This window comes from Streptomyces sp. NPDC050485, from assembly GCF_044458185.1.
Taxonomy (GTDB): Bacteria; Actinomycetota; Actinomycetes; order Streptomycetales; family Streptomycetaceae; genus Streptomyces.
On record NZ_JBITHR010000001.1, the window covers coordinates 288,218 to 312,059 of the forward strand.

19 protein-coding genes, 1 tRNA gene and 2 pseudogenes are annotated in these 23,842 nt (G+C 70.1%); 5 read left to right on the forward strand and 17 right to left on the reverse strand.

The window, feature by feature from the left end:
- Positions 1-18: 18 nt before the first annotated feature.
- Positions 19-1,293 (forward strand): annotated as a pseudogene (locus ACIBK6_RS01305) (glycosyltransferase 87 family protein); the annotation flags it as partial.
- On the opposite strand, the gene ACIBK6_RS01310 reads toward ACIBK6_RS01305, so the two are convergent.
- The 9 genes from ACIBK6_RS01310 to ACIBK6_RS01350 form a co-directional block, all read right to left on the reverse strand.
- Complete coding sequence (locus ACIBK6_RS01310) at positions 1,187-1,420, reverse strand: hypothetical protein (protein ID WP_053726163.1); 234 nt, start codon at positions 1,418-1,420, stop codon at positions 1,187-1,189. The pseudogene ACIBK6_RS01305 and the gene ACIBK6_RS01310 sit on opposite strands and share 107 nt — an antisense overlap.
- 2 nt (positions 1,421-1,422) lie before the next feature.
- Positions 1,423-1,593 carry a hypothetical protein gene (locus tag ACIBK6_RS01315; RefSeq protein ID WP_399047729.1) on the reverse strand — a complete coding sequence of 57 codons (171 nt, stop codon included), beginning with the start codon at positions 1,591-1,593 and terminating at the stop codon, positions 1,423-1,425.
- A gap of 245 nt (positions 1,594-1,838) precedes the next feature.
- A tRNA-Ala gene (locus ACIBK6_RS01320) sits at positions 1,839-1,911 on the reverse strand.
- A 104-nt stretch (positions 1,912-2,015) separates the two neighbouring features.
- A complete protein-coding gene (locus tag ACIBK6_RS01325) occupies positions 2,016-2,672 on the reverse strand; it encodes a histidine phosphatase family protein (RefSeq protein WP_399048440.1) in 657 nt (218 codons plus the stop codon).
- Positions 2,669-3,106, reverse strand: a complete 438-nt coding sequence (gene rsfS, locus ACIBK6_RS01330; protein ID WP_100578254.1) for a ribosome silencing factor — start codon at positions 3,104-3,106, stop codon at positions 2,669-2,671. Before rsfS ends, ACIBK6_RS01325 begins: the two co-directional genes overlap by 4 nt.
- Before the next feature lie 151 nt (positions 3,107-3,257).
- Entirely contained in the window at positions 3,258-4,922 is a 1,665-nt protein-coding gene (locus ACIBK6_RS01335; RefSeq protein WP_399047732.1) for an LCP family protein, read from the reverse strand.
- 46 nt (positions 4,923-4,968) lie between these two features.
- The gene (gene nadD / locus ACIBK6_RS01340) at positions 4,969-5,586 is read right to left on the reverse strand and encodes a nicotinate-nucleotide adenylyltransferase (protein ID WP_399047735.1); all 618 of its coding nucleotides are present in this window, start codon (positions 5,584-5,586) and stop codon (positions 4,969-4,971) included.
- A gap of 37 nt (positions 5,587-5,623) precedes the next feature.
- Positions 5,624-5,788: a hypothetical protein gene (locus ACIBK6_RS01345; RefSeq protein ID WP_399047736.1), complete on the reverse strand. Its 165-nt coding sequence runs from the start codon at positions 5,786-5,788 to the stop codon at positions 5,624-5,626.
- An 81-nt stretch (positions 5,789-5,869) separates the two neighbouring features.
- Entirely contained in the window at positions 5,870-6,034 is a 165-nt protein-coding gene (locus ACIBK6_RS01350) for a hypothetical protein (protein WP_399047738.1), read from the reverse strand.
- Positions 6,035-6,145: 111 nt separating this feature from the next.
- On the opposite strand from ACIBK6_RS01350, the gene ACIBK6_RS01355 reads away from it, so the two are divergent.
- Positions 6,146-7,297: a M48 family metallopeptidase gene (locus ACIBK6_RS01355; RefSeq protein ID WP_399047740.1), complete on the forward strand. Its 1,152-nt coding sequence runs from the start codon at positions 6,146-6,148 to the stop codon at positions 7,295-7,297.
- 183 nt (positions 7,298-7,480) lie between these two features.
- Here ACIBK6_RS01355 and ACIBK6_RS01360 read toward each other — a convergent pair whose 3' ends face one another.
- The 5 genes and pseudogenes from ACIBK6_RS01360 to proB all read right to left on the reverse strand — a co-directional run bounded on the left by ACIBK6_RS01360 (position 7,481) and on the right by proB (position 12,771).
- Positions 7,481-8,560, reverse strand: a complete 1,080-nt coding sequence (locus ACIBK6_RS01360) for a hypothetical protein (RefSeq protein ID WP_399047742.1) — start codon at positions 8,558-8,560, stop codon at positions 7,481-7,483.
- A 330-nt stretch (positions 8,561-8,890) separates the two neighbouring features.
- Positions 8,891-9,469, reverse strand: a pseudogene (locus ACIBK6_RS01365) (hypothetical protein); the annotation flags it as partial.
- A gap of 169 nt (positions 9,470-9,638) precedes the next feature.
- Positions 9,639-10,955: a glutamate-5-semialdehyde dehydrogenase gene (locus ACIBK6_RS01370; protein ID WP_399047743.1), complete on the reverse strand. Its 1,317-nt coding sequence runs from the start codon at positions 10,953-10,955 to the stop codon at positions 9,639-9,641.
- A 78-nt stretch (positions 10,956-11,033) separates the two neighbouring features.
- Positions 11,034-11,492: a hypothetical protein gene (locus tag ACIBK6_RS01375; protein ID WP_399047745.1), complete on the reverse strand. Its 459-nt coding sequence runs from the start codon at positions 11,490-11,492 to the stop codon at positions 11,034-11,036.
- Positions 11,493-11,643: 151 nt separating this feature from the next.
- Positions 11,644-12,771 (reverse strand): glutamate 5-kinase, encoded by a 1,128-nt coding sequence (gene proB, locus ACIBK6_RS01380; protein WP_399047746.1) that lies wholly within the window; start codon positions 12,769-12,771, stop codon positions 11,644-11,646.
- A gap of 332 nt (positions 12,772-13,103) precedes the next feature.
- Between proB and ACIBK6_RS01385 the strand changes: the two genes are divergently transcribed.
- The gene (locus ACIBK6_RS01385; RefSeq protein WP_399047747.1) at positions 13,104-15,275 is read left to right on the forward strand and encodes a PIG-L family deacetylase; all 2,172 of its coding nucleotides are present in this window, start codon (positions 13,104-13,106) and stop codon (positions 15,273-15,275) included.
- 74 nt (positions 15,276-15,349) lie between these two features.
- Here ACIBK6_RS01385 and ACIBK6_RS01390 read toward each other — a convergent pair whose 3' ends face one another.
- From ACIBK6_RS01390 to ACIBK6_RS01400, 3 genes are read right to left on the reverse strand one after another with little or no spacing between them, the layout of a single operon-like run.
- Positions 15,350-15,778 carry a GtrA family protein gene (locus tag ACIBK6_RS01390; RefSeq protein ID WP_399047748.1) on the reverse strand — a complete coding sequence of 143 codons (429 nt, stop codon included), beginning with the start codon at positions 15,776-15,778 and terminating at the stop codon, positions 15,350-15,352.
- Complete coding sequence (locus ACIBK6_RS01395) at positions 15,778-16,770, reverse strand: glycosyltransferase family 2 protein (protein WP_399048442.1); 993 nt, start codon at positions 16,768-16,770, stop codon at positions 15,778-15,780. Before ACIBK6_RS01395 ends, ACIBK6_RS01390 begins: the two co-directional genes overlap by 1 nt.
- A gap of 2 nt (positions 16,771-16,772) precedes the next feature.
- Positions 16,773-19,361, reverse strand: a complete 2,589-nt coding sequence (locus tag ACIBK6_RS01400; protein WP_399047750.1) for a YfhO family protein — start codon at positions 19,359-19,361, stop codon at positions 16,773-16,775.
- A gap of 310 nt (positions 19,362-19,671) precedes the next feature.
- Between ACIBK6_RS01400 and ACIBK6_RS01405 the strand changes: the two genes are divergently transcribed.
- Positions 19,672-22,542, forward strand: a complete 2,871-nt coding sequence (locus ACIBK6_RS01405; protein ID WP_399047751.1) for a CDP-glycerol glycerophosphotransferase family protein — start codon at positions 19,672-19,674, stop codon at positions 22,540-22,542.
- Positions 22,539-23,705, forward strand: coding sequence for a glycosyltransferase (locus ACIBK6_RS01410; RefSeq protein ID WP_399047753.1), 1,167 nt, complete (start codon positions 22,539-22,541; stop codon positions 23,703-23,705). The genes ACIBK6_RS01405 and ACIBK6_RS01410 overlap by 4 nt, the downstream gene beginning before the upstream one ends.
- The last annotated feature ends 137 nt before the right edge of the window (positions 23,706-23,842 follow it).

The following is a 23,842-nucleotide window of genomic DNA, read 5'->3' on the forward strand; positions in this document are numbered from 1 at the left end:
ACGGTAACGTCCGTCTTCGTGACCGTGAAGGTGCTCTCGCACACCGCTGCCCGCTTCGGCTCTGCCCGCCGTCCCGTACCGCTCGCCGCCGCGGTCTGCCTGCTCTCCTTCGCGGTGTTCTGGGCCGCCCAGCGGGCCGCCGGGGTCTCGATGATCGACCTGATGGTCTACCGGGCCGAGGGCCAGACCGTACAGGCCGGCGCCGACCTCTATGCGATGCGCGCGACCGCGGCCCAGCTGCCCACCACCTACCCGCCGTTCGCGGCGCTGCTGTTCACCCCGCTCACCCTGCTCGGCGTCCCCGAGATGCGGACGCTCGCGACCGCCGCCAACCTCGCGCTGCTCATCGCCCTGGCCCAGCTGTCGCTGCGGCTCGCGGGTTCATACCTCCCCGGGGCCGCGCTGTGGATCGCCGCGCTCGCCGTCTGGTGCGAGCCGGTGTGGACCACGCTTCGCTACGGCCAGATCAATCTGCTGCTCGCCGTCGCGGTGCTCTGGGACCTCACCCGCAGACCGGGCCACCGCTGGGCGGGCACCGGCATCGGCCTCGCGGCCGCGCTGAAGCTCACGCCCGCCCTGTTCGCCCTGTTCCTGCTGATCACCGCGATCGCGCGCATCAGGAGCGGCGCGGGGAACTTTCCGCTCGGCATGACCATTAAGGCCGCCGCGGTGTTCTGCGCCGCCACAGCGACGGCCGCCGTGGTGCTCCCGTACGACTCTCTGCGCTTCTGGACGTCGATGGTGTTCGAGGCGGGCCGGGTGGGCCATGCCGAGGACGCCGCGAACCAGTCGCTGCGCGGGGTGCTCGCCCGGCTGCTGCACACCGGCGACCCGGGCCTGTGGTGGACTGCGGTCGCGGCCGCCACCGCTTCCCTGGGCCTCGCCGTCGCCGTACGCGCCGAACTGCGCGGGGAGCGGGCCTGGGCGGCCATGGCGTGTGCGGTGACGGCGCTGCTGGTGAGCCCGGTCTCCTGGTCGCACCACTGGGTGTGGTGTGTGCCGGTGGTGGTGCTGCTCGCCGCGGACCGCTCGCGCTGGGCACTGCTCGCAGGCGTCTTCTGTTCGTACGCCCTGTGGTGGGTCCCGCACGGTCCGGCCCGGCCCGAACTCGCCCAGAGCGGCGGGCAGATGGCGCTCTCGGCGCTCTATCCGCTGGCCGGGACGGTCTTCCTGGTGCTCGCCGCGCTCAGGCCGTGGCGAACGAGTAGAACCGCTTCAGCGTGCAGTGCGCCTCCAGGAGACGGCCGTAGATCGGCTCCCCTTCGAGTTCCCGGTACGTCTCGATCGGGTCGCCCTTTATGATCAGCGCCCGCGCGCATTCCTCGCACCAGTACTGGTAGTCGGTGTTGACCGGATCCATGTCCCTGACGATGGGCGTACCGCTGCCGCACCAGTCACATTTCCGCCTGTGTGCACCCATGTTCAGCTCCAGCTGTGGCCGCAGGCCGTGCACACGTAGGACACTCCGCCGTTGTCGCCGAGCATCTGCGCGACGTGGGAGGAACCGCAGGAGGGACAGCTCAGGCGGGCGCTGGGCTTCGCAGCCTTCGGCCCGTCGGGCGGTTCCGGGAATTCTTCGCGACTCGCGGGCATCGCGCACTCCCTCCCGTTCGGTCCGTCGTCCCCCTCCGGCCGTCCCGATTCTGCCATGCCCTCGCAAGAGGGTCAGTGCTGTCGCCGTACGAGACCGGCCACTACGCCGACTACGCCGCCACCCGGTCGGCGCGAGGGAGCCCGCCCCAGCGCACCGGCAGACACGTGCGCCCCATCACGGCGGCAACGACCGGTACGGCGACAACAAGAAGATCCCGCCCCCACGAGGGGACGGGATCCGATTGTGGAGCTAAGGAGAATTGAACTCCTGACCTCCTGCATGCCATGCAGGCGCTCTACCAACTGAGCTATAGCCCCGCTGTTCGCTTTGTTTCCCGCGCTTGTGCGCCGCGAACAAGAAGAACTTTAGCCTGTGACCTGCCGGAAAGTGAAATCCGGTCGGCACCGCCTCTGAGCAGCGGCTAGACGTCGTCGCCGAGGACCGGCTCGGGGAGCGTGCCGGCGTTGTGCTCAAGCAGGCGCCAGCCGCGCGCGCCCTCGCCGAGGACGGACCAGCAGCAGTTGGTGAGCCCGCCAAGGCCCTCCCAGTGGTGCGCCTCCAGGCCGAGCAGCCGGCCGATGGTGGTGCGGATGGTGCCGCCGTGGCTGACCACGACGAGGGTGCCGCCGTCGGGCAGCTTGTCGGCGTGCCGCAGCACGACCGGGGCGGCCCGGTCGGCGACCTCGGTCTCCAGCTCGCCGCCGCCCCGGCGCACCGGCTCGCCGCGCTTCCACGCGGCGTACTGCTCGCCGTACTGGGCGACGATCTCCTCGTGCGTGAGCCCCTGCCAGGCGCCCGCGTACGTCTCGCGCAGGCACGAGTCGTGCTCGACCGGCAGGCCGGTGACGGCTGCCAGCTGGGCGGCGGTGGTGGCGGCCCGCTGGAGGTCGGAGGAGACGATCGCGTCGGGCCGCAGCGCGGCGAGCAGCCGCGCCGCCCGATGCGCCTGGCCGACGCCGGTCTCGGTCAGCTCGATGTCGGTGGAGCCCTGGAAGCGGCGCTCCAGATTCCAGGCCGTCTGGCCGTGCCGCCACAGGACTATGCGGCGGCCCCGGCCGCCCTTGGTGGTGCCGTTCAGCTCAGCTCACCGTCCGTCTCGTCGGCGCCGGTCAGCGCGGCGTGCTCGGCGGCCTTGCCGCGGGTCTTCATGGCGTCGTCGGGCAGCGGCAGCTCGGGGCAGTCCTTCCACAGGCGCTCCAGGGCGTAGAAGACGCGCTCCTCGCTGTGCTGGACGTGCACGACGATGTCGACGTAGTCGAGCAGGATCCAGCGGGCGTCGCGGTCGCCCTCGCGGCGCACCGGCTTGGCGCCGAGCTCCTTGTTCAGCCGCTCCTCGATCTCGTCGACGATCGACTTGACCTGGCGGTCGTTGGGCGCGGAGGCGAGCAGGAAGGCGTCGGTGATCGACAGCACATCACTGACGTCGTACGCGATGATGTCGTGCGCGAGCCGGTCGGCGGCCGCCTGAGCGGCGGCAGTGATGAGCTCGATGGAACGGTCCGTGGCGGTCACAAGCAGGCTTTCGTCGGCGGTCAGATCGGATCAGATCGATTTCCAGGATCTCACGGACCACCGACAGCCCCGACGGCATGACCGCCGGGGCCCTCACTGCGGGAGCGCGCCGTCCTCACCGCGCCGTCCTTACTGCCGCAGCTCGGCGTCCCTACTGCGCGACCTTGTAGTCCTTGCCGATGACGACCGACACATCGGCGTTGGCAGCCGCCTTGCCCTGTGTGACCGCACTGTCCGGCAGCCCCAGGGTCTTGGCGACCTCGACGGCCTTCGCCTTCTGCGCCGGGTCGGCGTACAGAACCTGAGAAGTCGCCTCCGCGGCGGAGTTTCCGGCGTCGATGAACGCATAGCCGCCGTTGACCAGGGCGACCCGGGCGGATTCGGTGGCCTTGGCGTTGCCGCTGGCGTTCTTGACACCGACCTGCACCGACGTGCCCTTGTCGGCGCCGCCGCCGATCCGGCCGCCCAGGACGTCCTTGACCACACTGTCGCTCGCCTGCTGGCTGAGCGTGCCGTCGGGCTGCACGGGAAGGAGCGCCGTCTTGTACGCGCCGGTCTTGGCGTGCTCGGCGAGCTTGGCCAGGGAGGCGCCGAGGTCGCTGTCGGGCAGTGAGGGGTCGAGGATCTGCGCGAGCGTCTGGATGGTGACGGTGGCTGCCTTGGGATCGTCGGAGATCTTCCGCAGCACCCCGTACATCACCGCGCCGAACCGCTGCAGCTGCTTGGTCTCCGCCTCGCCGGGACCCTTGTAGGTGGCGTAGGCCACGGCCATCGGGCCGGACAGGGTCTGGTCGTCGCCCTTCTTCACCACCGGATCGCCGCCCTGCTTGGCGGCGGGCACCTCGGCATCCGTACTGATGTCGATGTTGCCGACGAGGTCGACGAGGTTTTCCAGGTACGGGGTGTCCAGGCGCCAGGTGCCGGTGATCTTGGCGCCGAGCAGGCTGGAGAGCGAGTCCCGGGTGCCCTGGGAGCCGTCCGCGCCCACGGACTTGCCCAGGGTGGTGCGGCTGCCGTCGTCGTTGGGGACGGAGAGCGAGTTGGGCAGCAGGACGGTGGTGCCCTGCTGAGTGGTCGCGTTGTTGACGAGCAGCGCCGTGGAGGTGCCGCCCGCCTTGGTGTTGTGCAGATCGATTTCGATCACGTCGCGCTTTTGCGGACCGGTGGCGGTCGCGCCCTTCTTCGTGTCCGAGGAGGACGAGAGGAAGGGCAGTTTTCCCGCGTACCAGAGGTATCCGACGCCGCCCACCGCCACCAGGGCGAGCGCCACCACGAGGGCGACGACCCGGTTGCGGCCGCGCCGCTTGGCCTCTTCGCGCCGCTCGCTGCGGCTCTCGCTGAACTTCAGCCAGTCGATGACGTCTTCGGAGTCCTCGTCGGGCTCCTCGATGAACGAGAACTGCTCGGTGCGGTAGTCCCGTTCGCCGCTTTCACCGTGTTCGTCCCGCCGCTGGTGGGGCACCACGGGAGAAGCCTCGGGCGCCACGGCGGGTTCCGGCACGGACGGCGCCTGGACGGCCGGCTGCTGGGCGGCGCCGTGGTCGTATCCGTAGTCCTGCTGCGGAAACTGCTGGGGCTGCTGGGGTTGTTGCTGTGCATAGGGGTCGTACGTCGACTGCTGCGGGACGTACGGCGCGTCGTATCCGTACCCCTGTTGCTGCTGAGGCTGCTGAGGCTGTTGGGGTTCCTGGGGCTGCGCGTAGGGGTCGTACGTCTGCTGCTGCGGCTGCACCTGCTGGTACACCGGCCGGCCGTACTCGTCGTACCCGACCAGCTGCACCTGGGGCGCATACGGGTCGTACTGGCGGTCGTTCACCGGTGGCCTTCTCTCACTCGCCGAGGTACAGGCGGTACAGCTGGTCTCACTCGCCGCGATACAGCTGGCGCTTGTCGATGTAGCGCACCACACCGTCCGGAACCAGATACCAGACGGGGTCGCCCTGCGCGACCCTTGCCCGGCAATCCGTCGACGAGATCGCCAGCGCCGGCACCTCCACCAGTGAGACACCGCCCTCGGGCAGCCCGTCGTCCGTCAGCACGTGGCCGGGCCGGGTCACGCCGATGAAGTGGGCCAGCGAGAACAGTTCTTCGGCGTCCCGCCAGGTGAGGATCTGGGCGAGCGCGTCCGCGCCGGTGATGAAGAAGAGATCCGCGTCGCTGTTGCGGTCGCGCAGCTCGCGCAGGGTGTCGATGGTGTACGTCGCCCCGCCGCGGTCGATGTCGATGCGGCTGACCGAGAACTGCGGGTTGGACGCGGTGGCGATGACCGTCATCAGATAGCGGTCCTCGGCCGGGGAAACCAACTTGTGGCTCTTCTGCCACGGCTGCCCGGTCGGTACAAAGACGACCTCGTCCAAATGGAACTGCGAGGCCACCTCACTGGCGGCCACGAGGTGTCCGTGATGGATCGGGTCAAACGTTCCGCCCATCACGCCGATGCGTCGCTTGACCGGACCGGTAGGCACTTCCTGCTCTCCCATGCGTGCAGAGCCTACTGGCCCGGCTGGCGGCCCCTGCTCAGCGGTCGCGGTTGAAGCGGGTGGTGATCCAGAGCAGGAGCAGCAGGATGAACAGCGCGCCGCCGCCGGTCATCCAGGGCTGCAGGCTTTCATGGTTGCCGCCACCCTGCTCGGCGCCTTCGGCGAGCGAGACCAGGTTGGCGGCGGTGCTGTGGAGGCTCATCTTCGGCAGGACCTATCCGGGAGTCGGGGCGGGCACTTCGCGGACATCGTATGCGGGCCGCCCGGGCACGCTCACGCCGACTCAGTCGTTGTTGCTGTCGTCGTCGCCGTTCGAGCGGTATCCGCGCAGCAGCAACCAGGCCAGCAAGGCCGCTCCGGCCATCGAGCCGAGCAGCACGATCCGCAGCAGACTGCCCGGTCCTTGCTGGTCGGAGGCGGCAGCGAGAGCAGTGACGACGTCCGGCATGGCAGGTCTCCTCGAAAGTTATCCACAGGCCCCCGGGCCACGGTAGCCCCACCGCCTAGTGTGGATGTCGTCAGGGGGACGGGCCGACGACTCGAACGACAGGGGGCACCCATGACCGAAGACATCAACGACCACGTGCCGAGCAGGCAGCGGCGCCGGTTCCCCGGGATCTCCTCCCGGGCCTACGAACACCCCGCAGACCGCTCGGCGCTGGTCGCGCTGCGCAAGCTGTCCGGCTTCGACACCGTCTTCAAGGCACTGAGCGGACTGCTGCCCGAGCGCAGCCTCAGGCTGCTGTTCCTCTCGGACTCCGTGCGGGTGAGCGACGCCCAGTTCGCACACCTCAACGCCATGCTGCGGGACGCCTGTTACATCCTGGACCTGGAGAAGGTCCCGCCGATGTACGTCACCCAGAACCCGCAGCCGAACGCCATGTGCATCGGCCTCGACGAGCCGATCATCGTGGTGACGACCGGTCTCGTCGAGCTGCTCGACGAAGAGGAGATGCGCGCGGTCGTCGGCCACGAGGTGGGCCACGCCCTGTCCGGTCACTCCGTGTACCGCACGATCCTGCTCTTCCTCACCAACCTCGCCCTGAAGGTCGCCTGGATCCCGCTGGGCAACGTCGCGATCATGGCGATCGTCACGGCGCTGCGCGAATGGTTCCGCAAGTCGGAGCTGTCCGCGGACCGGGCCGGACTCCTGGTGGGCCAGGATCTGCAAGCCTCGATGCGGGGGCTGATGAAGATAGCCGGTGGCAACCATCTGCACGAGATGAACGTGGACGCGTTCCTGGAGCAGGCCAAGGAGTACGAAAGCGGCGGTGACCTGCGCGACTCCGTGCTGAAGATCCTCAACGTGCTGCCCCGCTCCCACCCCTTCACCACGGTGCGCGCCGCCGAGCTGAACAAGTGGGCCGAGACCCGCGACTACCAGCGGATCATGGACGGTCACTACCCGCGCCGCGACGAGGACAAGGACACCTCGGTCAGCGACTCCTTCCGGGAGTCGGCGGCTTCGTACGCGGAATCGGTCAAGAGCAGCAAGGATCCGCTGATGAAGCTGGTCGGCGACATCGCCGGCGGCACCGCGGACCTGGGCGGCAAGCTGCGCGACACATTCACGGGCAAGAGCACCCGCCCGGCGGACAAGCCGTCCGGGGACAAGGCGTCGGAGGGCAAGGCGTCGGGGGGCAAGCCGTCCGGCCCGGAAGCCGGGCCCTCGGATGGCAAGCCGGAGCAGAACGGCCGCGAGGGGGACTGAACGAGGACGGCCTGAGGAGAGAGAACCTGCCGAGGAGGGCGAGGGCGGCTGAGGAGAACCTGAGAGGGCCGGAAGGGGCTCAGGAAAGCTGAGCGGGGAGCTGAGGAGAGCTGAGCGGGGGCTGGTGAAGGCCGACGTCGGTCGGTGGCAGCGTGGGGGCAGCGTGGAGGTCTGTCCGCCGGGTCAGTGGGCGGGCGAGGGCTGGGCGTTCGCGGCGAGGGTGCCGCACAGGGCCTCGGGGGCGGGACCGGTCGCGTACGGGTCGGTCCCGGCCGGAGCCTGTGTGCTGGCCCGCTCCCCCGCGAGGAGCGGCCGCAGCTGGGCCGAGACATCGGCCGAGCAGGCCTGCGGACCGGCCTCTACGGAGCTGACCTGCAGCTCCGTCCGGTTCAGCCGCAGGTCCTCGCGGTCGAGGCGGAAGTGCAGCTCGCGGCGGACCGTGAACAGCGAGGCGTCGGTGGTGTGCGGGCCGTTCCCCGCCGGGTGCAGGGCGTACACGAAGACATAGTCCGCGGTGACTTCGAGTGCTTCCGATCCGGGCTCCGTGTAGCTCATCGAACCCTGGACCCGTATCCGGGAGTCGGCCAGGGCCACCTTGGCCGGGTCGAAGCGCACCAGCCAGCCGGTGGCGGAGTGCCGGCCGTCGTCGGCCGGTGTGGCCACGCTCTGGTCGAACTGGGCCATCAGGTCGGGGTCGAGCAGCACCCGCACCTGGCGGACCGCGCCGCCGGTGAGGACATCGGGGTCCAGGGACGACGTGACGAGGTAGTCCTTGGCGATGGACAGGGCCGTCATCACCTGGGCCTCGGAGAAGTGGGTGGTCTTCGTGGCCGACGGCAGGTTGATCCCGGAGCCGCCGATGCGGAACTGGGCGGCCGGGCTGCGCGCGAAGAGCTGCTCGGCGTCGCCGCCCGGCACCGGGCCCTGCGGAGCCAGCGGGATCACGGTCATCCGCACCGGCTCCGGGTGGCTGGTGGACGGCGGCTGGTACGGGTGCCGGATGCCCATGAAGATGGCGGTGCTGAAGGCTATGAGAAGTAGCAGTACCAACGCGATGGCCGGTTTGGAGGTGGCTCTGAGGGACCAGCCCGGACGGGAACGCACAGCCCGCGCGTGCTCGCGCATGCGCTCCTGGGCGGAGAACTCCTGGAGGCGGGCAGCACGGACGAACGATTCGTCGAAGACGACGGACCGGTACTCGTCCTCACCGCCGCCGGGGAGGCCCTCCGGTGTCCCCTCGGGTGGCTCTCCACGCCCTGCCATACCTTCAGGGTAGGTCTGGTGAGGGAAAGGTAAACGCGCTGGTACACGACAAGTTCTGACGAGTTCCGACGCCGCCGTTCAAGGGGCTGCTCGGGGGCCGCTCGGGGACTGCGAGGGGGTGGGTGGGGAGGGGGGCCGGGGGGGCGGGGGGGGGAGGCCCCCCTAAGGCATCCGCGGCGCAGCCGAAACCGCCGGCGCCTCATAATCCGCCGAAGCCGAAGGCCCGCCAGGCCCGCTCGGACCGCCAGGCCCACTACCACTGGGCCCGCTCCGCCCACCGGGCCCGCTCGCCCTGGCCTGCGCCCCACTCGGCCCACCGGGCTCCCCCGCCCGAGGCGACCTGCTCGGCCCACTGGTCCCGCTCGCGCCAGCCGGCCCGCCAGGGCTGATCGGGCCGCCCGTGTCGACGTTGCTGGTGGCCGGGGACGGGGCCTTCTCGTCGCGGCTGGACGAGGCGCCCCGGTAGACGGCCGAGAAGGCGAGGGCGACCATGCCGATGCCCATCAGGACGGCGAGGAGCCAGGCGATGGGGCGGTGCCAGCGGGCGCGGCCCCGGTAGGGGCGCAGGACGCCGCCGTGCCGGCCGTAGGGCCCCGCCTCGGCGCCGGCGCACAGTCCGGGGCCGTAGACCGCGCCGGAGTCGCGGCCGGGGTGGTAGGCGCCGTATCCGTCGTCGTAGGGCTCGTCGTCGGGGGCTCCGGCGCCGGCTCGGGCGCGGGCGGCCTCGGCTTCGGCGCGGGCCTGTGCGGCGGCGAGCAGTCGCTCCACGGCACTGGGTTCGTGGATCGCGGCGGCCCGTACGAAGTCCTCGTCGAACACCACGGAGGCGAAGTCTTCGTCCGCGCCTCCGCGGTCGTCGTGGGGCTCCCAACCGTCCGGGAACGGCTCGCCCCCTACGTCGTCCGGCACGCGTTCAGGGTAGCCCCGGTCGGTCGTTTTGGGCAGCGAGTGGCCGAACTCGCCCTCCTCATCGGAGAGTTACCGACAGTCCCGCGCACTCACCGAGCGTAATGGACATCTACCGGGCGCGACAGGTGACTACCAAGCGTGACTGATGCCTACCGGCCGCATCCGTCGCTCACCGGACATGACCGTCGCCCGTCACGATGTACTTGGTCGAGGTCAGTTCCGGCAGGCCCATGGGGCCCCGGGCGTGCAGCTTCTGGGTGGAGATGCCGATCTCCGCGCCGAATCCGAACTGGCCGCCGTCGGTGAAGCGGGTGGAGGCGTTGACGGCGACGGTCGTGGAATCGACCAATTGGGTGAAGCGGCGGGCCGCGGCCTGGGAGGTGGTGACGATGGCCTCGGTGTGCCCGGAGGTCCACCGCCGGATGTGGGCGACCGCCGCGTCCAGGGAGTCGACCACGGCGGCTGCGATGTCGTACGAGAGGTACTCGGTCTCCCAGTCCTCGGGGGTCGCCTCGACGACGGTGGCCTTGGAGGCGCCGGCATAGGACCGCACCCGCTCGTCGGCGTGGACGGTGACGCCGGCCTCGGCCAGCGCGTCCAGGGCGCGCGGCAGGAACGCGTCGGCGATGTCCTGGTGGACGAGGAGGGTCTCGGCGGAGTTGCAGACCGAGGGGCGCTGCGCCTTGGAGTTGATGAGGATGGCCACGGCCATGTCGAGGTCTGCCTCGGCGTCGACGTACACGTGGCAGTTGCCGGTGCCGGTCTCGATGACGGGGACGGTGGATTCCTCGACAACGGTGCGGATCAGGGAGGCGCCGCCGCGCGGGATGAGGACGTCCACCAGGCCGCGGGCGCGCATCAACTCCCGTACGGAGTCGCGGGATTCGCCGGGTACGAGCTGGACGGCGTCAGCGGGCAGGCCGGTCCCTTCGACGGCGTCGCGCAGCACGCGCACGAGGGCGGTGTTGGAGGCGTACGCCGAGGACGAGCCACGCAGCAGGACCGCGTTGCCGGACTTGAGGCAGAGCGCGGCCGCGTCCACGGTGACGTTGGGGCGGGCTTCGTAGATGATGCCGACGACGCCGAGCGGGACGCGGACCTGGCGCAGGTCGATGCCGTTGGGCAGGGTGGAGCCGCGGACGACTTCGCCGACCGGGTCGGGCAGGGCCGCCACGTGTCGTACGTCGGAGGCGATGGCGCGGATCCGCTCGGGGGTGAGGGTGAGGCGGTCGATGACGGTTTCGCTGGTTCCGGCCTCGCGGGCCTTGGCGACGTCGAGCGCGTTGGCCTCGACGATTTCGCCGGTCCGTGCTTCGAGCGCGTCCGCGATGGCGAGCAGCGCGGCGTCCTTGGCCGCGCGCGGAAGTGGCGCGATCTCGGCGGCGGCGGAGCGCGCCCGGTGGGCGGTCCGGGTGACCGGGGACATGGTGTCGTCCGGGGAGTCCGTGGACGAGGACGGGGACGAGGGCGAGGAGAGCGAGGCCATGTCCGCAGGGTAATGCGCGGCGGGCGGGCATTCCGCCCGTATTCCACTCCCCGAGACTCCCCCGAGGCGTGCCGGGGGTCAGAACGGGTGGACGCCTACGGGTGCGGCCGGTGGCGGGCCGTACCCTTCGGCGAGCCGCTGGTGGTAGGTCTCGCGGTCGATGACTTCGAGGCCGACGATCTCCCAGGGCGGCAGTTTGGCGGTGGAGCGGTGTTCGCCCCACAGGCGCAGCGCGACGGCGGCGGCGTCGTGGAGGTCGCGGGCTTCTTCCCAGTAGCGGATTTCGGCGTGGTCGTTGGCGTATCTGCTGGTCAGCAGGAACGGGTGGTCGTGGGCGAGCTGTTCGAGGCCGCGGCGGACCTCTTTCAGCGGGGTCTCGGTTCCCGAGACGCTGAGTGTGATGTGCCAGAGCCTGGGGGTGTCCCCGGGCTCTTCGGGTACCTCTCTCTGCTCGATGTCGGCCCCCGTCCCCACACTGGTCAGGGTCCGCTCAGCCGTCGTCCCTCGGGGCGCCGCCCCCGGGCGCGCTCGTCTCACCGGCGGCCTCCTGTGCTGCTGTGTGCGATGCGGTGCGGTTCCGCGCGGCTTGCCGTCCGCGTGTACCCCACTTCAAAGTTGACCAGCCCGAGGCGGGGCGCGGGGCGGTTTTCCTGAAGGTGTCTGTCTTATGGCTGGACTTTCAGCCGTTTCAGGGGTGCAGGACGACCAGATCGTCCCTGTGTACGACTTCGCGCTCGTAGCCGGGGCCGAGTTCCTTGGCAAGGTCGCGGGTGGAGCGGCCGAGGAGCTGGGGGATTTCCTTGGCGTCGAAGTTGACGAGGCCGCGGGCCACGGCTCGGCCCTGGGGGTCGCGGAGTTCGACGGGGTCGCCGGCGGCGAAGTCGCCCTCGACGGCGGCGATTCCGGCGGGCAGCAGGGATTTGTGGCCTTCGACGATGGCGCGTACGGCTCCGTCGTCGAGGATGAGGGCGCCTTGGGGGGTGGAGGCGTGGGCGAGCCACAGGAGCCGGTCGGCGGAGCGGCGGCCGGTGCGGTGGAAGTGGGTGCCGGTGGCGCGGCCGGCGAGGGCGTCGGCGGCGTGGCTGGCGGAGGTGAGGACGACGGGGATGCCGGCGGCGGCGGCGATGCGGGCGGCCTCGACCTTGGTGACCATGCCTCCGGTGCCGACTCCGGCCTTGCCGGCGCTGCCGATCTGGACGTGGGCGATGTCGTCCTGGCCGCGCACTTCGTCTATGCGGGTGGTGCCGGGTTTGGCCGGGTCGCCGTCGTAGAGGCCGTCGACGTCGGAGAGGAGGACGAGCAGGTCGGCGCGGACGAGGTGGGCGACGAGGGCTGCGAGGCGGTCGTTGTCGCCGAAGCGGATCTCGTCGGTGGCGACGGTGTCGTTCTCGTTGACGACGGGGAGGGCGCCCATGGCGAGGAGCTGGTCCAGGGTGCGGTAGGCGTTGCGGTAGTGGGCGCGGCGGCTGGTGTCGTCGGTGGTGAGCAGGACTTGTCCGACGCGTACGCCGTAGCGGGCGAAGGAGGCGGTGTAGCGGGCGACGAGGAGGCCTTGGCCGACGCTGGCGGCGGCTTGTTGGCGGGCGAGGTCCGTGGGGCGGCGGCGCAGGCCCAGGGGGGCGAGTCCGGCGGCGATGGCGCCGGAGGATACGAGGACGATTTCCTTCTCTCCGCCGCTGCGCGCCTTGGCGAGCACGTCGACGAGGGCGTCGACCCGGTCCGCGTCGAGGCCGCCGGAGGCGGTGGTGAGTGAGGAGGAACCGATCTTGACGACGATTCTGCGGGCCTGTGCCACCTGCTGCCTTGCCACTGTCACACGGTGAAATCTATGTCAGGACCGGTGGTGGGTGCTTGGAAGTTCCAATCGGCGGACAACCTCACAGGGACCGCACAGAGAGCCGTAAAGTTCGAAAATGTACGAAAAGTAAGGAGGTGGCGTCCTGGGAGAGTGCTGAAGGCCACACGGCCGTACCGTGCGGTTTCATACCAGCCGGGCAAATTTAGCGGCAGAAGTGAAACCTCCGGAGCCGCTTGGCCCTCCCTCCTGATGACTGGTCGAACAACTCCATGACGGCCGCCCGGGGGACTCGGGGCGCATGGATGCAACAAGGAGCGTGCCGGATGCCTTCGTCACCATCTCGTAGACGTGTGTTGCAGGTCGCCGGCGGCGGCCTTGTGGCAGCGCCTCTCGCCTACGGGGGATGGCAGTGGCTGGCCCCGCAGGGCGGGTCCGGGATGCAGGGCTCCTCCTCGGGCACGACGACGGGGAAGCCCGCTTCGGACGCGGCCAATCAGGCGTATCTGCATGTGCTCGCGCATGCCGACGACGGCATCTACTTCATGAACCCGGATCAGGAGCAGTCGATCCGCAGTGGCGCCCTCTCGGTGACGGTGTGCATGACCAGCGGCGAGTCGGACGGGCGCAACGCGCCGGCCAAGACGCCGGAGTTCAAGACGATGCCGACGGACCGGCCGGGTTTCGCCCGGGCCAGGATCAACGGGCTGCGGGCCGCCCACGCGCTGATGGCGACGGGCGACGACAACAGCCCGTGGACGGTGGAGCCGGTGGAGCTGCTGCCCGGGTTCCGCTCCGAGCTGCACTACTTGGAGGCGGCCCCGAACGTCCAGCTGATCTACATGGGGCTGTGCGAGGCGCGCTATGTGAGCGTGCCGCGTCCGGTGAGCATGCGCGGGCTGTGGCTGGGCGCCATCCCGCAGCTGCCGACGCTGCCGGGTACGGGCAGCACGGTGCGGATGCCGCGCGCCTATACGCGTGACCAGCTGACCGACGCGCTGGTGGCGGCGATCGCGCGGGTCAATCCGACGGTGATACGGACTCTGGACCCCACTCCCCTGCATGCGCCGCGGGAGACGGTGGCGATGATGAGCGCGCCGACGATACTGCGCGGCCTGAGCTATCTGGACCACCAGGACCACACCGCGTCGGCCCATTTCATGCAGGCCGCGATGGAGCGCTACTGGGGTGCGGGCAAGGGCCGTCCGGCGTCGGTGACCAGCTATTTCGGCTATCCGACGAACTACACCCCGCCGTCCCTGGACGCGGCGACGACCAAGCGGACCTCGCAGCTGCTCAACGCGTACGGCTGGGCGGACCACCGGGACTGCGGGGACTCTTCGGGCTGCGGTGACCTCAAGGTGGGGCCGAACGGGCTGAAGGGGGGCGGGGCCGGCTGGGCGCGCGGCACCCGCACCCGCGCGCCGGGCACCCCGCGCTGGATCGCGCCGCTGAAGGACGGGCGGCTGGCGGCGTTCTCGGTGCTGAACGGCGCGGTGCGCTGCTGGGTGGAGCGGGCGGCGGGCAAGGGCCCGTGGGTGGGCCCGTTCGACGCGGTGGGGAGCGCGGGCGGCCCGCTCGACCCCCAGGTGGAGGTCGTGCGGCTGCCGGACGGCACGCTCCAGTTGTTCGGGACGCGTACGGTGCTGCCGTTCAAGGGGCAGAAGCACCACAAGGAGCTGGTGTGCGTCCTGCAGACCGGGGTCGGCGCCGATGGGGTGCCGAAGTTCGGTGCGTGGACGTCGCTCGGCACGCCTGACGCGGCTCCGGAGAAGTCGCTGGAGACGGGGTATCCGGCGATGGCGGTCGCCCCGGACGGCACGGTGCACGTGCTGGTGCGGAACTGGGCGGGCGAGATCAACATGCGCAGCGGCAAGGACGGCAAGGACTGGGGGCCCTGGCAGCTCCTGGACAGCCCGCCGGGCAAGCAGCCTCCGCACCCGCTGGTGGTGGAGGGGATGGACGCCCTGGTGGATGCGACCGGGCGGATCCATGTGGCGGCTCCGATCGCCAAGAGCGTCCTGTACTGGGTGTCGCCGTCGCCCGGTGCGCTGCCGAAGCTGTCGGCGCCGACCGGTCTGGCGGCGTCGGGCAGCGCGGTGAGCCTGGTCGCGGACGGCAAGGGCGGCGCGTCGGTCGTCTACCGGGGGGCGGGCACCGCGCAGGTGATCGTGGGCTCCCCGGCCGCTTCCGGTGCGCCGTGGTCGGTGGCCAAGCGCACCCCGATGGGCGGCTATGGGCGGGTGTCCTCGTACCGGCTGACCGGCAAGAGCACGGCCCTGGTTCTGGCGGCCAGGGACGATCAGGGCCGGGTGGTGCCGTCCTCGGACGAGTCGGCCGCCTGGGAGAGTCCGGGTGTGCAGTTCACGGGCATACCGGGTGCGGCGCAGGACTCCTCCGGCCGGGCCGTGCTCGCGGTGATCGGCACGGACGGCCAGCTGTACGCGGCGCGCCAGACCGGGCCGGGCGCCCGGTTCGGCGGGTGGGCGCAGGCGGAGAAGGAGAGCGGCGGCAGCCGGGTCTAGCCGTGGTACGGCGGAAGGGGCGGACACCTCAGGGTGTCCGCCCCTTCCGCCGTCGTCGTCTCACGTCACCGGGATTACTTCACCGGGATCTTGGGCTCGACCGTTTCCGGCTCGCTCGTCTCGTGGTGCTTCGGCACCAGGATCCGGCGGGACAGCACATAGGTGAACGGGATCGCCACCACGGCGGCGACCAGCGGCGCGATCGTCTTGTTCATCCCGACCCAGTGCACCAGCGCGAACAGGCCGGCGCTCTGCACCACGAAGTTGGTGACGTTGGTGAGCGGGAAGAGCAGGAACTTCTTCCAGGTCGGCCTGGTGCGGTAGGTGAAGTAGGTGTTCAGGAAGAACGAGCCGACCATGCTGAGCAGGAAGGCGATGGTGTACGCGACGAAGTACGGCAGTTTCGCCAGGTGGAGCAGCGGCCAGTAGAAGGCGTAGAAGGTGCAGGTGTTGACTCCGCCGACGAAGCCGAACCGGATCACCTGCCCGAGCTGACTGGGCATCAGATCACCTTGTGCTGCTGGTCGTTGCCGCGCCGCACTTCGCGCCGCTGGATGCCCTCGGGCTCGCCGGGGAAGCCGTGGGACTCCTTGACCAGGAAGTGGGGGCGGCGCTTGGTCTCGTAGTAGATGCGGCCGATGTACTCGCCGATCAGGCCCAGCATCACCATCTGCACGCCGCCGAGGCCGACGATGATGGCGACGAGGGTGACGTAACCGGGGGTGCTGACGCCGTAGGCGATGGCGGCGACGGTGATCCACAGGGCGTAGGCCGCGCCGACTCCGGCGAGCAGGATGCCGAGCCAGATCGCGATGCGCAGCGGCCGGTTGTTGAAGGAGATCAGGCCGTCCATGCCGTAGTTCAGCAGGGAGCCGAACTTCCACTTGGTCTCGCCGGCCTCGCGCTGGGCGTTCTGGTAGTCGAAGGTGATGGTGTCGAAGCCGATCCAGGAGAACAGGCCCTTGGAGAAGCGGTTGTACTCGCCGAGCGACAGCAGTGCGTCCACGGCGGGCCGCGACAGCATGCGGAAGTCGCCGACGCCGTCGGTGAGTTCGACGTCGACCCACTTGTTGACCGCGTGGTAGTAGAGGCGGCTCAGGGCGGAGCGGACCTTCTTGTCGCCTTCGCGGGTGCGGCGGGCGATGATCTGGTCGTGGCCGAGCTGGTAGAGGTCGAGCATCCGCTCGATGAGCTCCGGCGGGTGCTGGAGGTCGGCGTCCATGATGACCACGGCGTCGCCGGTGGCCTCGCGCAGCCCGGCGAGCATGCCGGCCTCCTTGCCGAAGTTGCGGCTGAAGGAGACGTAGCGGGTGGCGTCGGGGTGCTTTTCGGCCAGGTCCCGCAGGTGCATGAGCGTCTTGTCGCGGCTGCCGTCGTCCACGTAGCAGATCTCGTACTCGATCGCGAGGGTGTCGAGCACGCTGCGGGTCTTGGCGTCGAATTGGTCGATGACCGCTTCTTCGTTGTAACAGGGGACGACGACCGACAGCTTCATCATCAGTGCTTTCCGTTGGAAGAAGAAGTGGAGGAGGAGAAACGGGACGACCGGGTACGGACCACACCGAAGGCCCCGACGGCGAGCAGGGCCACCAGGGCCAGGCCGCTCGCCAGGAGTCCGGGCTTGAGCCCCGGGGTCTGGTACGAGCAGGAGACCCGCGATCCGCCGTCGCCGAGACTCACGGCAATCAGCCCGCCCAGAGTACCGGGGGTGCGGGACGCGCCGCCGTCGACCGAGCACTGCCAGCCGGTGACGGCGGGCGTGGAGATCACGGCGGTTCCCTTGGTGCCCTTGCGGAAGGTGGCGGCGATGGAGTGACCGCCGGCCGTGACCTCCAGGGGTGCGGTGGTCTTGAGCTGCCCGACCGCGGCGCCGAGCTTGGCACGGTCCAGGCACCCGACCGGGAACTTCGGGATGTCCTGGGCCTTGCGGGTGCCCAGCGCGACGGTGAACTTGCCGCCGGCCGGGACGGTGCCGAGCGACAGCAGGGTGTTGCTGGTCATGTTGTAGCGGCCCTCCTGCGCGGATTTCCCGCCGAGCGCCTGGATGTTGCCCGTGTACCAGGGCGCGTACCAGAAGGCCTCGGTGCCGGGGGTGCAGCTGGCGGTGAACGACGTCCACTTGCCGCCCTTGGCGTTGCCGGGCAGGTGCCAGTCGCCGTTGGGCTTGGTGGTGGGCGTCGGCCCGGCGCCCGGGGCGAGGGCGGGCACGTCGTAGACGGAGGCGCCGAGCACCCGCTCCTGGCGGGCGAAGACCGAGGCGTCATGGGTCTTGGCGTCGGTGGCGGTGCCGGGCCGCAGGGTGACCACGGGCGGGGCCGCGGCGGATTTCTGCGCGAACCCGTTGGGGTTCTTGGCCCAGTCCAGGTAGCCGCCGATGCCCATGATCGCGCGGCCGACGGGATCGGTGAAGCTCAGGGTGTGGCGGCCCTGTATGTACCAGCCGGCGCCGAGGGCGTGGAGGGCCTCGGCGGTCTTCGCCGGGACGTAGCTGCTGTAGTACGAGCCGCCTTCGCCGCCGAGCAGCAGCGGGTCGTTGTTGGCGAACTCGTGCGGGCCGGGGTCGCTGCGGGTGGCGGGCCAGTCGTCGTGGGCGCGGACGGCGTCGTACGCGGCGAGCGACTTCGAGTCGAGGGTCCGCTTGGGCTGCCACCACGCGGTGCTGTCGCGGATCGCGGTGACCGAGAACACGGTGTACGCGGTGGACAGGAACACGGTGCAGGCGAGCCCGCCGAGCACCGCGATCCGCAGCCTGCGGTCGCCGCGGAACCGGTACAGCAGGACCAGCAGCGCCAGGACGAGCAGTCCGCCGCCGACGGTGAGGATCCAGGTGCCGCGCGAGACGTAGGGGCTGCGGGCGGCGAGGGCCAGCACGACGGCGGTCACCCCGGCCCCGTACAGGAGCTCCTTGGGGCGCGGGCGGCGGGCCAGCGCCAGCCAGGCGACGATCACGAGCATCGCGGTCAGCGCGATGGAGGCGCGGTACGGGCTGCCGTTGGGCATGGCCAGGCCGTGCCAGAGCAGGATCGTCGGCGTCCAGATGTAGGAGAGGGCGACCAGCACGAGCAGCACGCACCAGGCGATCCGCTCCTTGCCGGGCACCCGCCGGATGAACGGGAAGGAGAAGACGAGGAGCAGCGGGAGCAGGCCCACCGAGATCTGCGGCGCGGAGGTGAGCAGTCCGCCGGGCAGCAGGTGCGCCAGGTAGTCGCCGGGGCTGGGCGCGCCCTTGTACGTGGCGTCGGGGGCGGGCTGCGAGAGCTTGCTGGCCTTGAGGCTGACGGTCAGGACGGGCGCGGCGAGCAGCACACCGGTGACGGTCATCGTGCCGGCCCGGACCAGGACGTTCAGGCGCTGCCTGACGGGGGTGTCCTCAAGGATCAGCCGGACGGCGAGGACCAGGCCCATGCCGATGGTGGCCATGGCGGCGATGTAGAAGTTACCGGCCCAGGAGGCGAAGACGAGGAGGGTGCCGGGGATCCAGTGGCGGCCGCGCAGGCACCAGTCGGAGGCGATGCCGAGCATCGGGAACGCGACCAGTCCCCACATCCACATGGGGTCGGAGAAGCCGTCGGAGATCATCCAGGCGCTGACCGCGTAGCCGACCGAGAGCAGTCCGCGCAGCCACGGCGAGCCGGGGCGCAGCCGGCCGAGCAGGACGGTCATGAGGAACGCGGCGAGGCCGACGCTGAACAGGGTGACCAGGAAGACCGGTATCTCCACCTGGTCGCGCGGGAAGAGCCCGACGAGCCAGGAGAAGGGGTTCATGAGGTAGGTGAAGAAGTCACCGAGGAAGGGGACGCCGAAGCCGCTGCCCCAGTTGAAGACCAGGTCTCCGGAGCTGGTCCCGTGCATGAGGTCCCACAGGTGTGCGTGGAACGGCACGAACTGGTTGCCGAGGTCGTTGACGGCCCGCGAACGGGATCCGAAGGGATACGTACCGTGCACGGCCATCGCCAGGCAGTAGGCGCCCATGGAGATCACGGCCGACAGGGTCGCGGCAAGCGTCTGCGCCCCGAGGATCTTCCGGCCGGGGCGGCTGCCGGCCTCTTCGGTCGTCGCCGGTCCCGGAGGGGAGGTTTTCAGCACCGTGCCTTCTCGTTCACTCGCTCTGTGTCTGCTTCGTCCGCAGCGTCCTGCCGTGGTGGTGGCGATGGACATGGTTCGAGGAGAAGTATGACGTTCCCGACGGGCGACCGCCCGTGGCATCGCCTCATCGGGAGATGGCCGGGGCGGGCCGTTGGTTGTCCGGTCGTTTCTCACGGTTGCGTAACGAACGGCCCGGACGTGCCGTGGCGCCCGGCCCCGGACGGGTGATGGGGCGCCCCGGGCGGCTGCCGAGGGGCGGGTGAATACCAGGTAGCGTTGAAGCGCATGCCATTAGCACAAATGGATTGAGGTGCCAGTGCCTGACGTCTCCGTGATCGTCATCGTCTACAACGATGCCGATCGACTGCCGACGGCCGTCCAGTCTGTCTTGGACCAGACCCACAAGAGCGTCGAGGTCCTGATCGTCGACGACTGCAGCAAGGACCGCTCCTTCGCGGTCGCGCAGGAGCTCCAGGCCGCCAACCCGGGACGGGTGCGGGCATTCCAGCTGCCGCAGAACAGCGGCGGCTGCGGCGCACCTCGCAACCACGGCATCTCCGAGGCGCTCGGCACGTACGTGATATTCCTCGACAGCGACGACGTCCTGGAGGCGAACGCCTGCCGGAACATGGTCGCCGCGGCCGAGCGGACCGGCGCCGACCTCGTCTCCGGCATGTGCGTCCGGGTCCACGTCGACAGCCGGCACGGCAAGACCGTCGAGTGGTACCCGTGGATCTACTCGGCGAGCCGGACCCTTGAGTCGATCACCGAGATGCCGGACCTGCTGGTCTTCGACACCCTCTCCACCAACAAGTGCTACCGGCGTGACTTCCTCCTTGAGCAGGGCCTGACCTTCCCGGTCGGCATCCACTACGAGGACCTGCTGTTCTCCGCGCAGGCGTACGTCGCCGCGCGCCGGATCGCCCTGATCCCCAACCAGGTCTACTTCTGGAACGTGGCCGAGAACTCCTCGGCGAAGTCGATCAGCAACCGGCGCCACGAGATCGCCAACTTCGTCCACCGCATGGAGATCCACCGGCGCGTCGACGAGCTGCTCGAATCGAAGGGCTACGACGACCTCAAGTTCCGCAAGGACGTCAAGTTCCTCAAGCACGACCTCGTCCTCCATCTGCGGGACCTGCCGCTGCTCGACAACGAGTACCGCCACGACTTCGCCGAGCTCGCCAACAGCTACCTGGCGACCATCTCCCCGCAGGCGTACGCCGAGGTCCAGCCCATCCAGGCGATCTGCGCCTATCTGCTCGGCCAGGAGGACTGGCAGAACCTGATGCCGGCGGCCGACGCCCTCATCAGCCCGGGCAAGCTCGCCGCGCCGCTGGTGGAGAAGGACGGCCGGATCTACTGGTGTGCGGAGCACCTGGACGACCCCGACGGCGCCCGCATCCTCGACGTCACCGAGGCCGGCTACCACACCCGCCCGCTGACCAAGCTCTCCCTGGGCAACCGCCTCACCTCGTACGCCGACGACGGGCGCGGCAAGGTGCGGCTCGGCGGCTCGGTGGTGAACCCGCTGGGCCGGATCAAGCCCGGTGCCGAGCTGAGCGGCACCCTGGAGTTCCGGGCCCGCCGCACCAGCCTGCAGTCCTTCCGCTTCCCCCTCACCTCGCTGACCCACGCGGGGCGCACGCTGGACTGGAAGGCCGAGGCGGACATCGCCCGCAAGCTGCGCCCGCTGGGCATCATCGACGTGGTCTGGGACGTCTGGCTCAACCTGGACGTCGACGGCGACGCGGTCTCCACGCGGGTCTCGGCCGGCAGCATCGACGTGAACTCCGGGCATCCGCTGCGTATCCGCCCCCGGCTGACCCGGCTGGTCTCCGACCGCATCGAGCCGTCGGTCTCCAAGAAGGGCAATCTGTCCTACGTCCTGACGGCGGCGGGCGCGGCGACCGTGCGCACCCAGGGGCTGATCGAGGAGGCCCTGCAGAGCAAGGCCGCCGGCATCGCCAAGAAGGGCCTGCGCAAGGCCCGCCGGGCGAAGAAGGACCTCAACTCGGGCGAGACCAAGGTCCGGATCTACCACGACGTGCTCTGCAAGCTGCCCGTCCGCAAGGGCCTGGTGGTCTTCGAGAGCCACATGGGCAAGCAGTTCAGCGACAGCCCGAAGGCGATCTACGACGAGATGCGCCGCCAGGGCGTGGACTTCGAGGCCGTCTGGTCCTACGAGGGCGCCAAGCCGACCGGCTTCCCGAAGGACGCGACGCTGGTCAGGCGGTGGAGCTACGCCTATCTGCGGGCGCTGGCGCAGGCCGAGTTCTGGATCGACAACCAGGGCTTCCCGGCGTCCCTGAGCAAGAGGTCCGGCACCACGTACATCCAGACCTGGCACGGCAGCGCGCTCAAACGGATGGGTTTCGACCTGCCGCAGATGAAGGTGCTCGGCCGCCCGGAGCGGGATCGGCACCAGAAGGGCCTGGACCGCTTCGACCACTTCCTGGTCCGCTCCGAGCACGATGTGCGCACCCTCGCCAAGGGCTTCCGGCTGCGTGAGGAGCGGCTGCTTCGCACCGGCTACCCGCGCAACGACGAGCTGGTCAGGGCCCGCGAGAAGGAGGCCGAGTCCGGTTCGCGCGAGCGCGGTCCGATCGCCGCCGCCCTGAAGATCGACCCGGCGAAGAAGGTCCTGCTGTACGCGCCGACGTTCCGGGCCACGCCGCAGGGCTCGGTCCGCCGCTTCGAGCTGCCCTTCGACGTCGAGGCGTTCGCGGAGCGCTTCGGTGACGAGTACACGCTGCTGATCCGCTCGCACTACCTCAACCAGGTCGTGCTGCCGCCGTCGGTGCGCGGCAAGGTGATCGACGTCTCCAGCGGCTACGACATCTCCCCGCTGCTCGTCCTCGCCGACGGTCTGATCACCGACTATTCGTCGCTGATGTTCGACTACACGCTCCTGGACCGCCCGATGGTCTTCTTCACGTACGACTACGAGGAGTACGCGGACGAGACCCGCGGCACCTACTTCGACCTGCGCCAGAAGGCGCCCGGTCCGCTGGTCGCCACCGAGGCCGAGCTGTTCGCGGCGGTGGAGGGGCTCAAGTCGGCGGACACCGAGTACGCCGGGGCGCGGGAGCGTTTCGCGGCCGAGTTCGGCGAGTACGACAAGGGCACCGCGGCCCAGCAGATCGTTGCCAAGTTCTTCACCTCCGGGAGCGGTAAGTGACCGAGCAGTCCGCCAGTGCCGGCGGCCGTGACATCTTCTTCGTCTCCAACGCCGTCAACGAGCTGGGCGGCGTCGCCACCTGGTCGCACCAGATGGCCCGGCTGTTCGCGGCCCGCGGCAACCGGGTGCACGTCGTCGGCATCACTCCGCCCAGCCACCCCTTCGAGCTGGGCGACGACCTCCCGTACGAGACGACCACGCTGTACGGCGTCCACCCGCCGTCGGTCCCCGGCCCGCACGGCATCAAGGGCAAGCTGAACCTGGCCGACCACCGCCGCCGCGCCGCCCGCACCGCGGGCATGCACGAGCAGGCGGCCAAGCTGACCCGGCTGTTTCGGCGGGCCCGTCCCGGCTCTGTCGTCATCGTCACCCAGGTGTGGGCGATGGAGTGGGTGGCGCTCGCCGACACGTCCGGTCTGACGGTCATCGGCATGACCCACGAGTCGTTCGAGACCTGCCGCAAGTCCTCCCGGTTCGGGCGCGTCAAGCGCTACTACAAGAACGTCGACCGGCTGCTCGCGCTGACCCGCGAGGACGCCGACCTGTGGGCCCAGCAGAAGCTCGACAACGTCGACTTCATGCCCAACCCGCTGCCGTTCCTGCCCGAGACGCCGTCGCAGCGCACCGGGAAGCACGTGGTGAGCATCGGTCGGCTGCACGAGGAGAAGGGCACCGACCTGCTCCTGGACGCCTGGTCCGAGGTGGCTCCGCTGCACCCCGGCTGGACGCTGCGGATATACGGTTCCGGCTCCGACGAGGAGGCGCTGCGCCGCCAGTGCACCGAGCTCGGTCTGGACGGCTCGGTGGAGTGGATGGGCCGCACCGACGACCCGGCGGGCGCGCTGCGCGACGGCTCGGTCTTCACGCTGGCCTCGCGCGGCGAGGGCTTCCCGCTGTCGCTGCTCGAAGCCATGGCGACGGCGGTGCCGTGTGTCGCCTTCGATGTCGCCCCGGGCATCCGCGAGATCATCCGGGACGGCGAGGACGGTCTGCTCGCGCCGCCCGGCAACACGCTCGCCTTCGCGCGCCGCCTGGACAGCCTGCTGGCCGACCAGGAGCTGCGCGACCGGCTCGGCGACGCGGCCCGCACGAACATCCAGCGGTACCGGACCGAGGAGATCGTCCGCCGCTGGGAGGAGCTCTTCGCGTTCCTGGAGCGCTGACCCGCGCCGCTTCCCGCGGTGCGGTCGCAGGGCGGGAAGTACGGGTGGAAGGCCCTGGCACGGAGCGTGTGCCGGGGCCTTTGGACCCCGTCCGACCAGCACAGGAACCGCACAGACTTCGCATACCAACACCCTTT

Excerpts from the sequence above, each read along its gene's own strand:
- ACIBK6_RS01310 (WP_053726163.1), bottom strand. The coding sequence starts at position 1,420 with ATGGGTGCACACAGGCGGAAATGTGACTGGTGCGGCAGCGGTACGCCC.
- ACIBK6_RS01315 (WP_399047729.1), bottom strand. The coding sequence starts at position 1,593 with ATGCCCGCGAGTCGCGAAGAATTCCCGGAACCGCCCGACGGGCCGAAG.
- nadD (WP_399047735.1), bottom strand. The coding sequence starts at position 5,586 with ATGGGAGAGCAGGAAGTGCCTACCGGTCCGGTCAAGCGACGCATCGGC.
- ACIBK6_RS01345 (WP_399047736.1), bottom strand. The coding sequence starts at position 5,788 with ATGAGCCTCCACAGCACCGCCGCCAACCTGGTCTCGCTCGCCGAAGGC.
- ACIBK6_RS01350 (WP_399047738.1), bottom strand. The coding sequence starts at position 6,034 with ATGCCGGACGTCGTCACTGCTCTCGCTGCCGCCTCCGACCAGCAAGGA.
- ACIBK6_RS01355 (WP_399047740.1), top strand. The coding sequence starts at position 6,146 with ATGACCGAAGACATCAACGACCACGTGCCGAGCAGGCAGCGGCGCCGG.
- ACIBK6_RS01360 (WP_399047742.1), bottom strand. The coding sequence starts at position 8,560 with ATGGCAGGGCGTGGAGAGCCACCCGAGGGGACACCGGAGGGCCTCCCC.
- ACIBK6_RS01370 (WP_399047743.1), bottom strand. The coding sequence starts at position 10,955 with ATGGCCTCGCTCTCCTCGCCCTCGTCCCCGTCCTCGTCCACGGACTCC.
- ACIBK6_RS01390 (WP_399047748.1), bottom strand. The coding sequence starts at position 15,778 with ATGCCCAGTCAGCTCGGGCAGGTGATCCGGTTCGGCTTCGTCGGCGGA.
- ACIBK6_RS01395 (WP_399048442.1), bottom strand. The coding sequence starts at position 16,770 with ATGAAGCTGTCGGTCGTCGTCCCCTGTTACAACGAAGAAGCGGTCATC.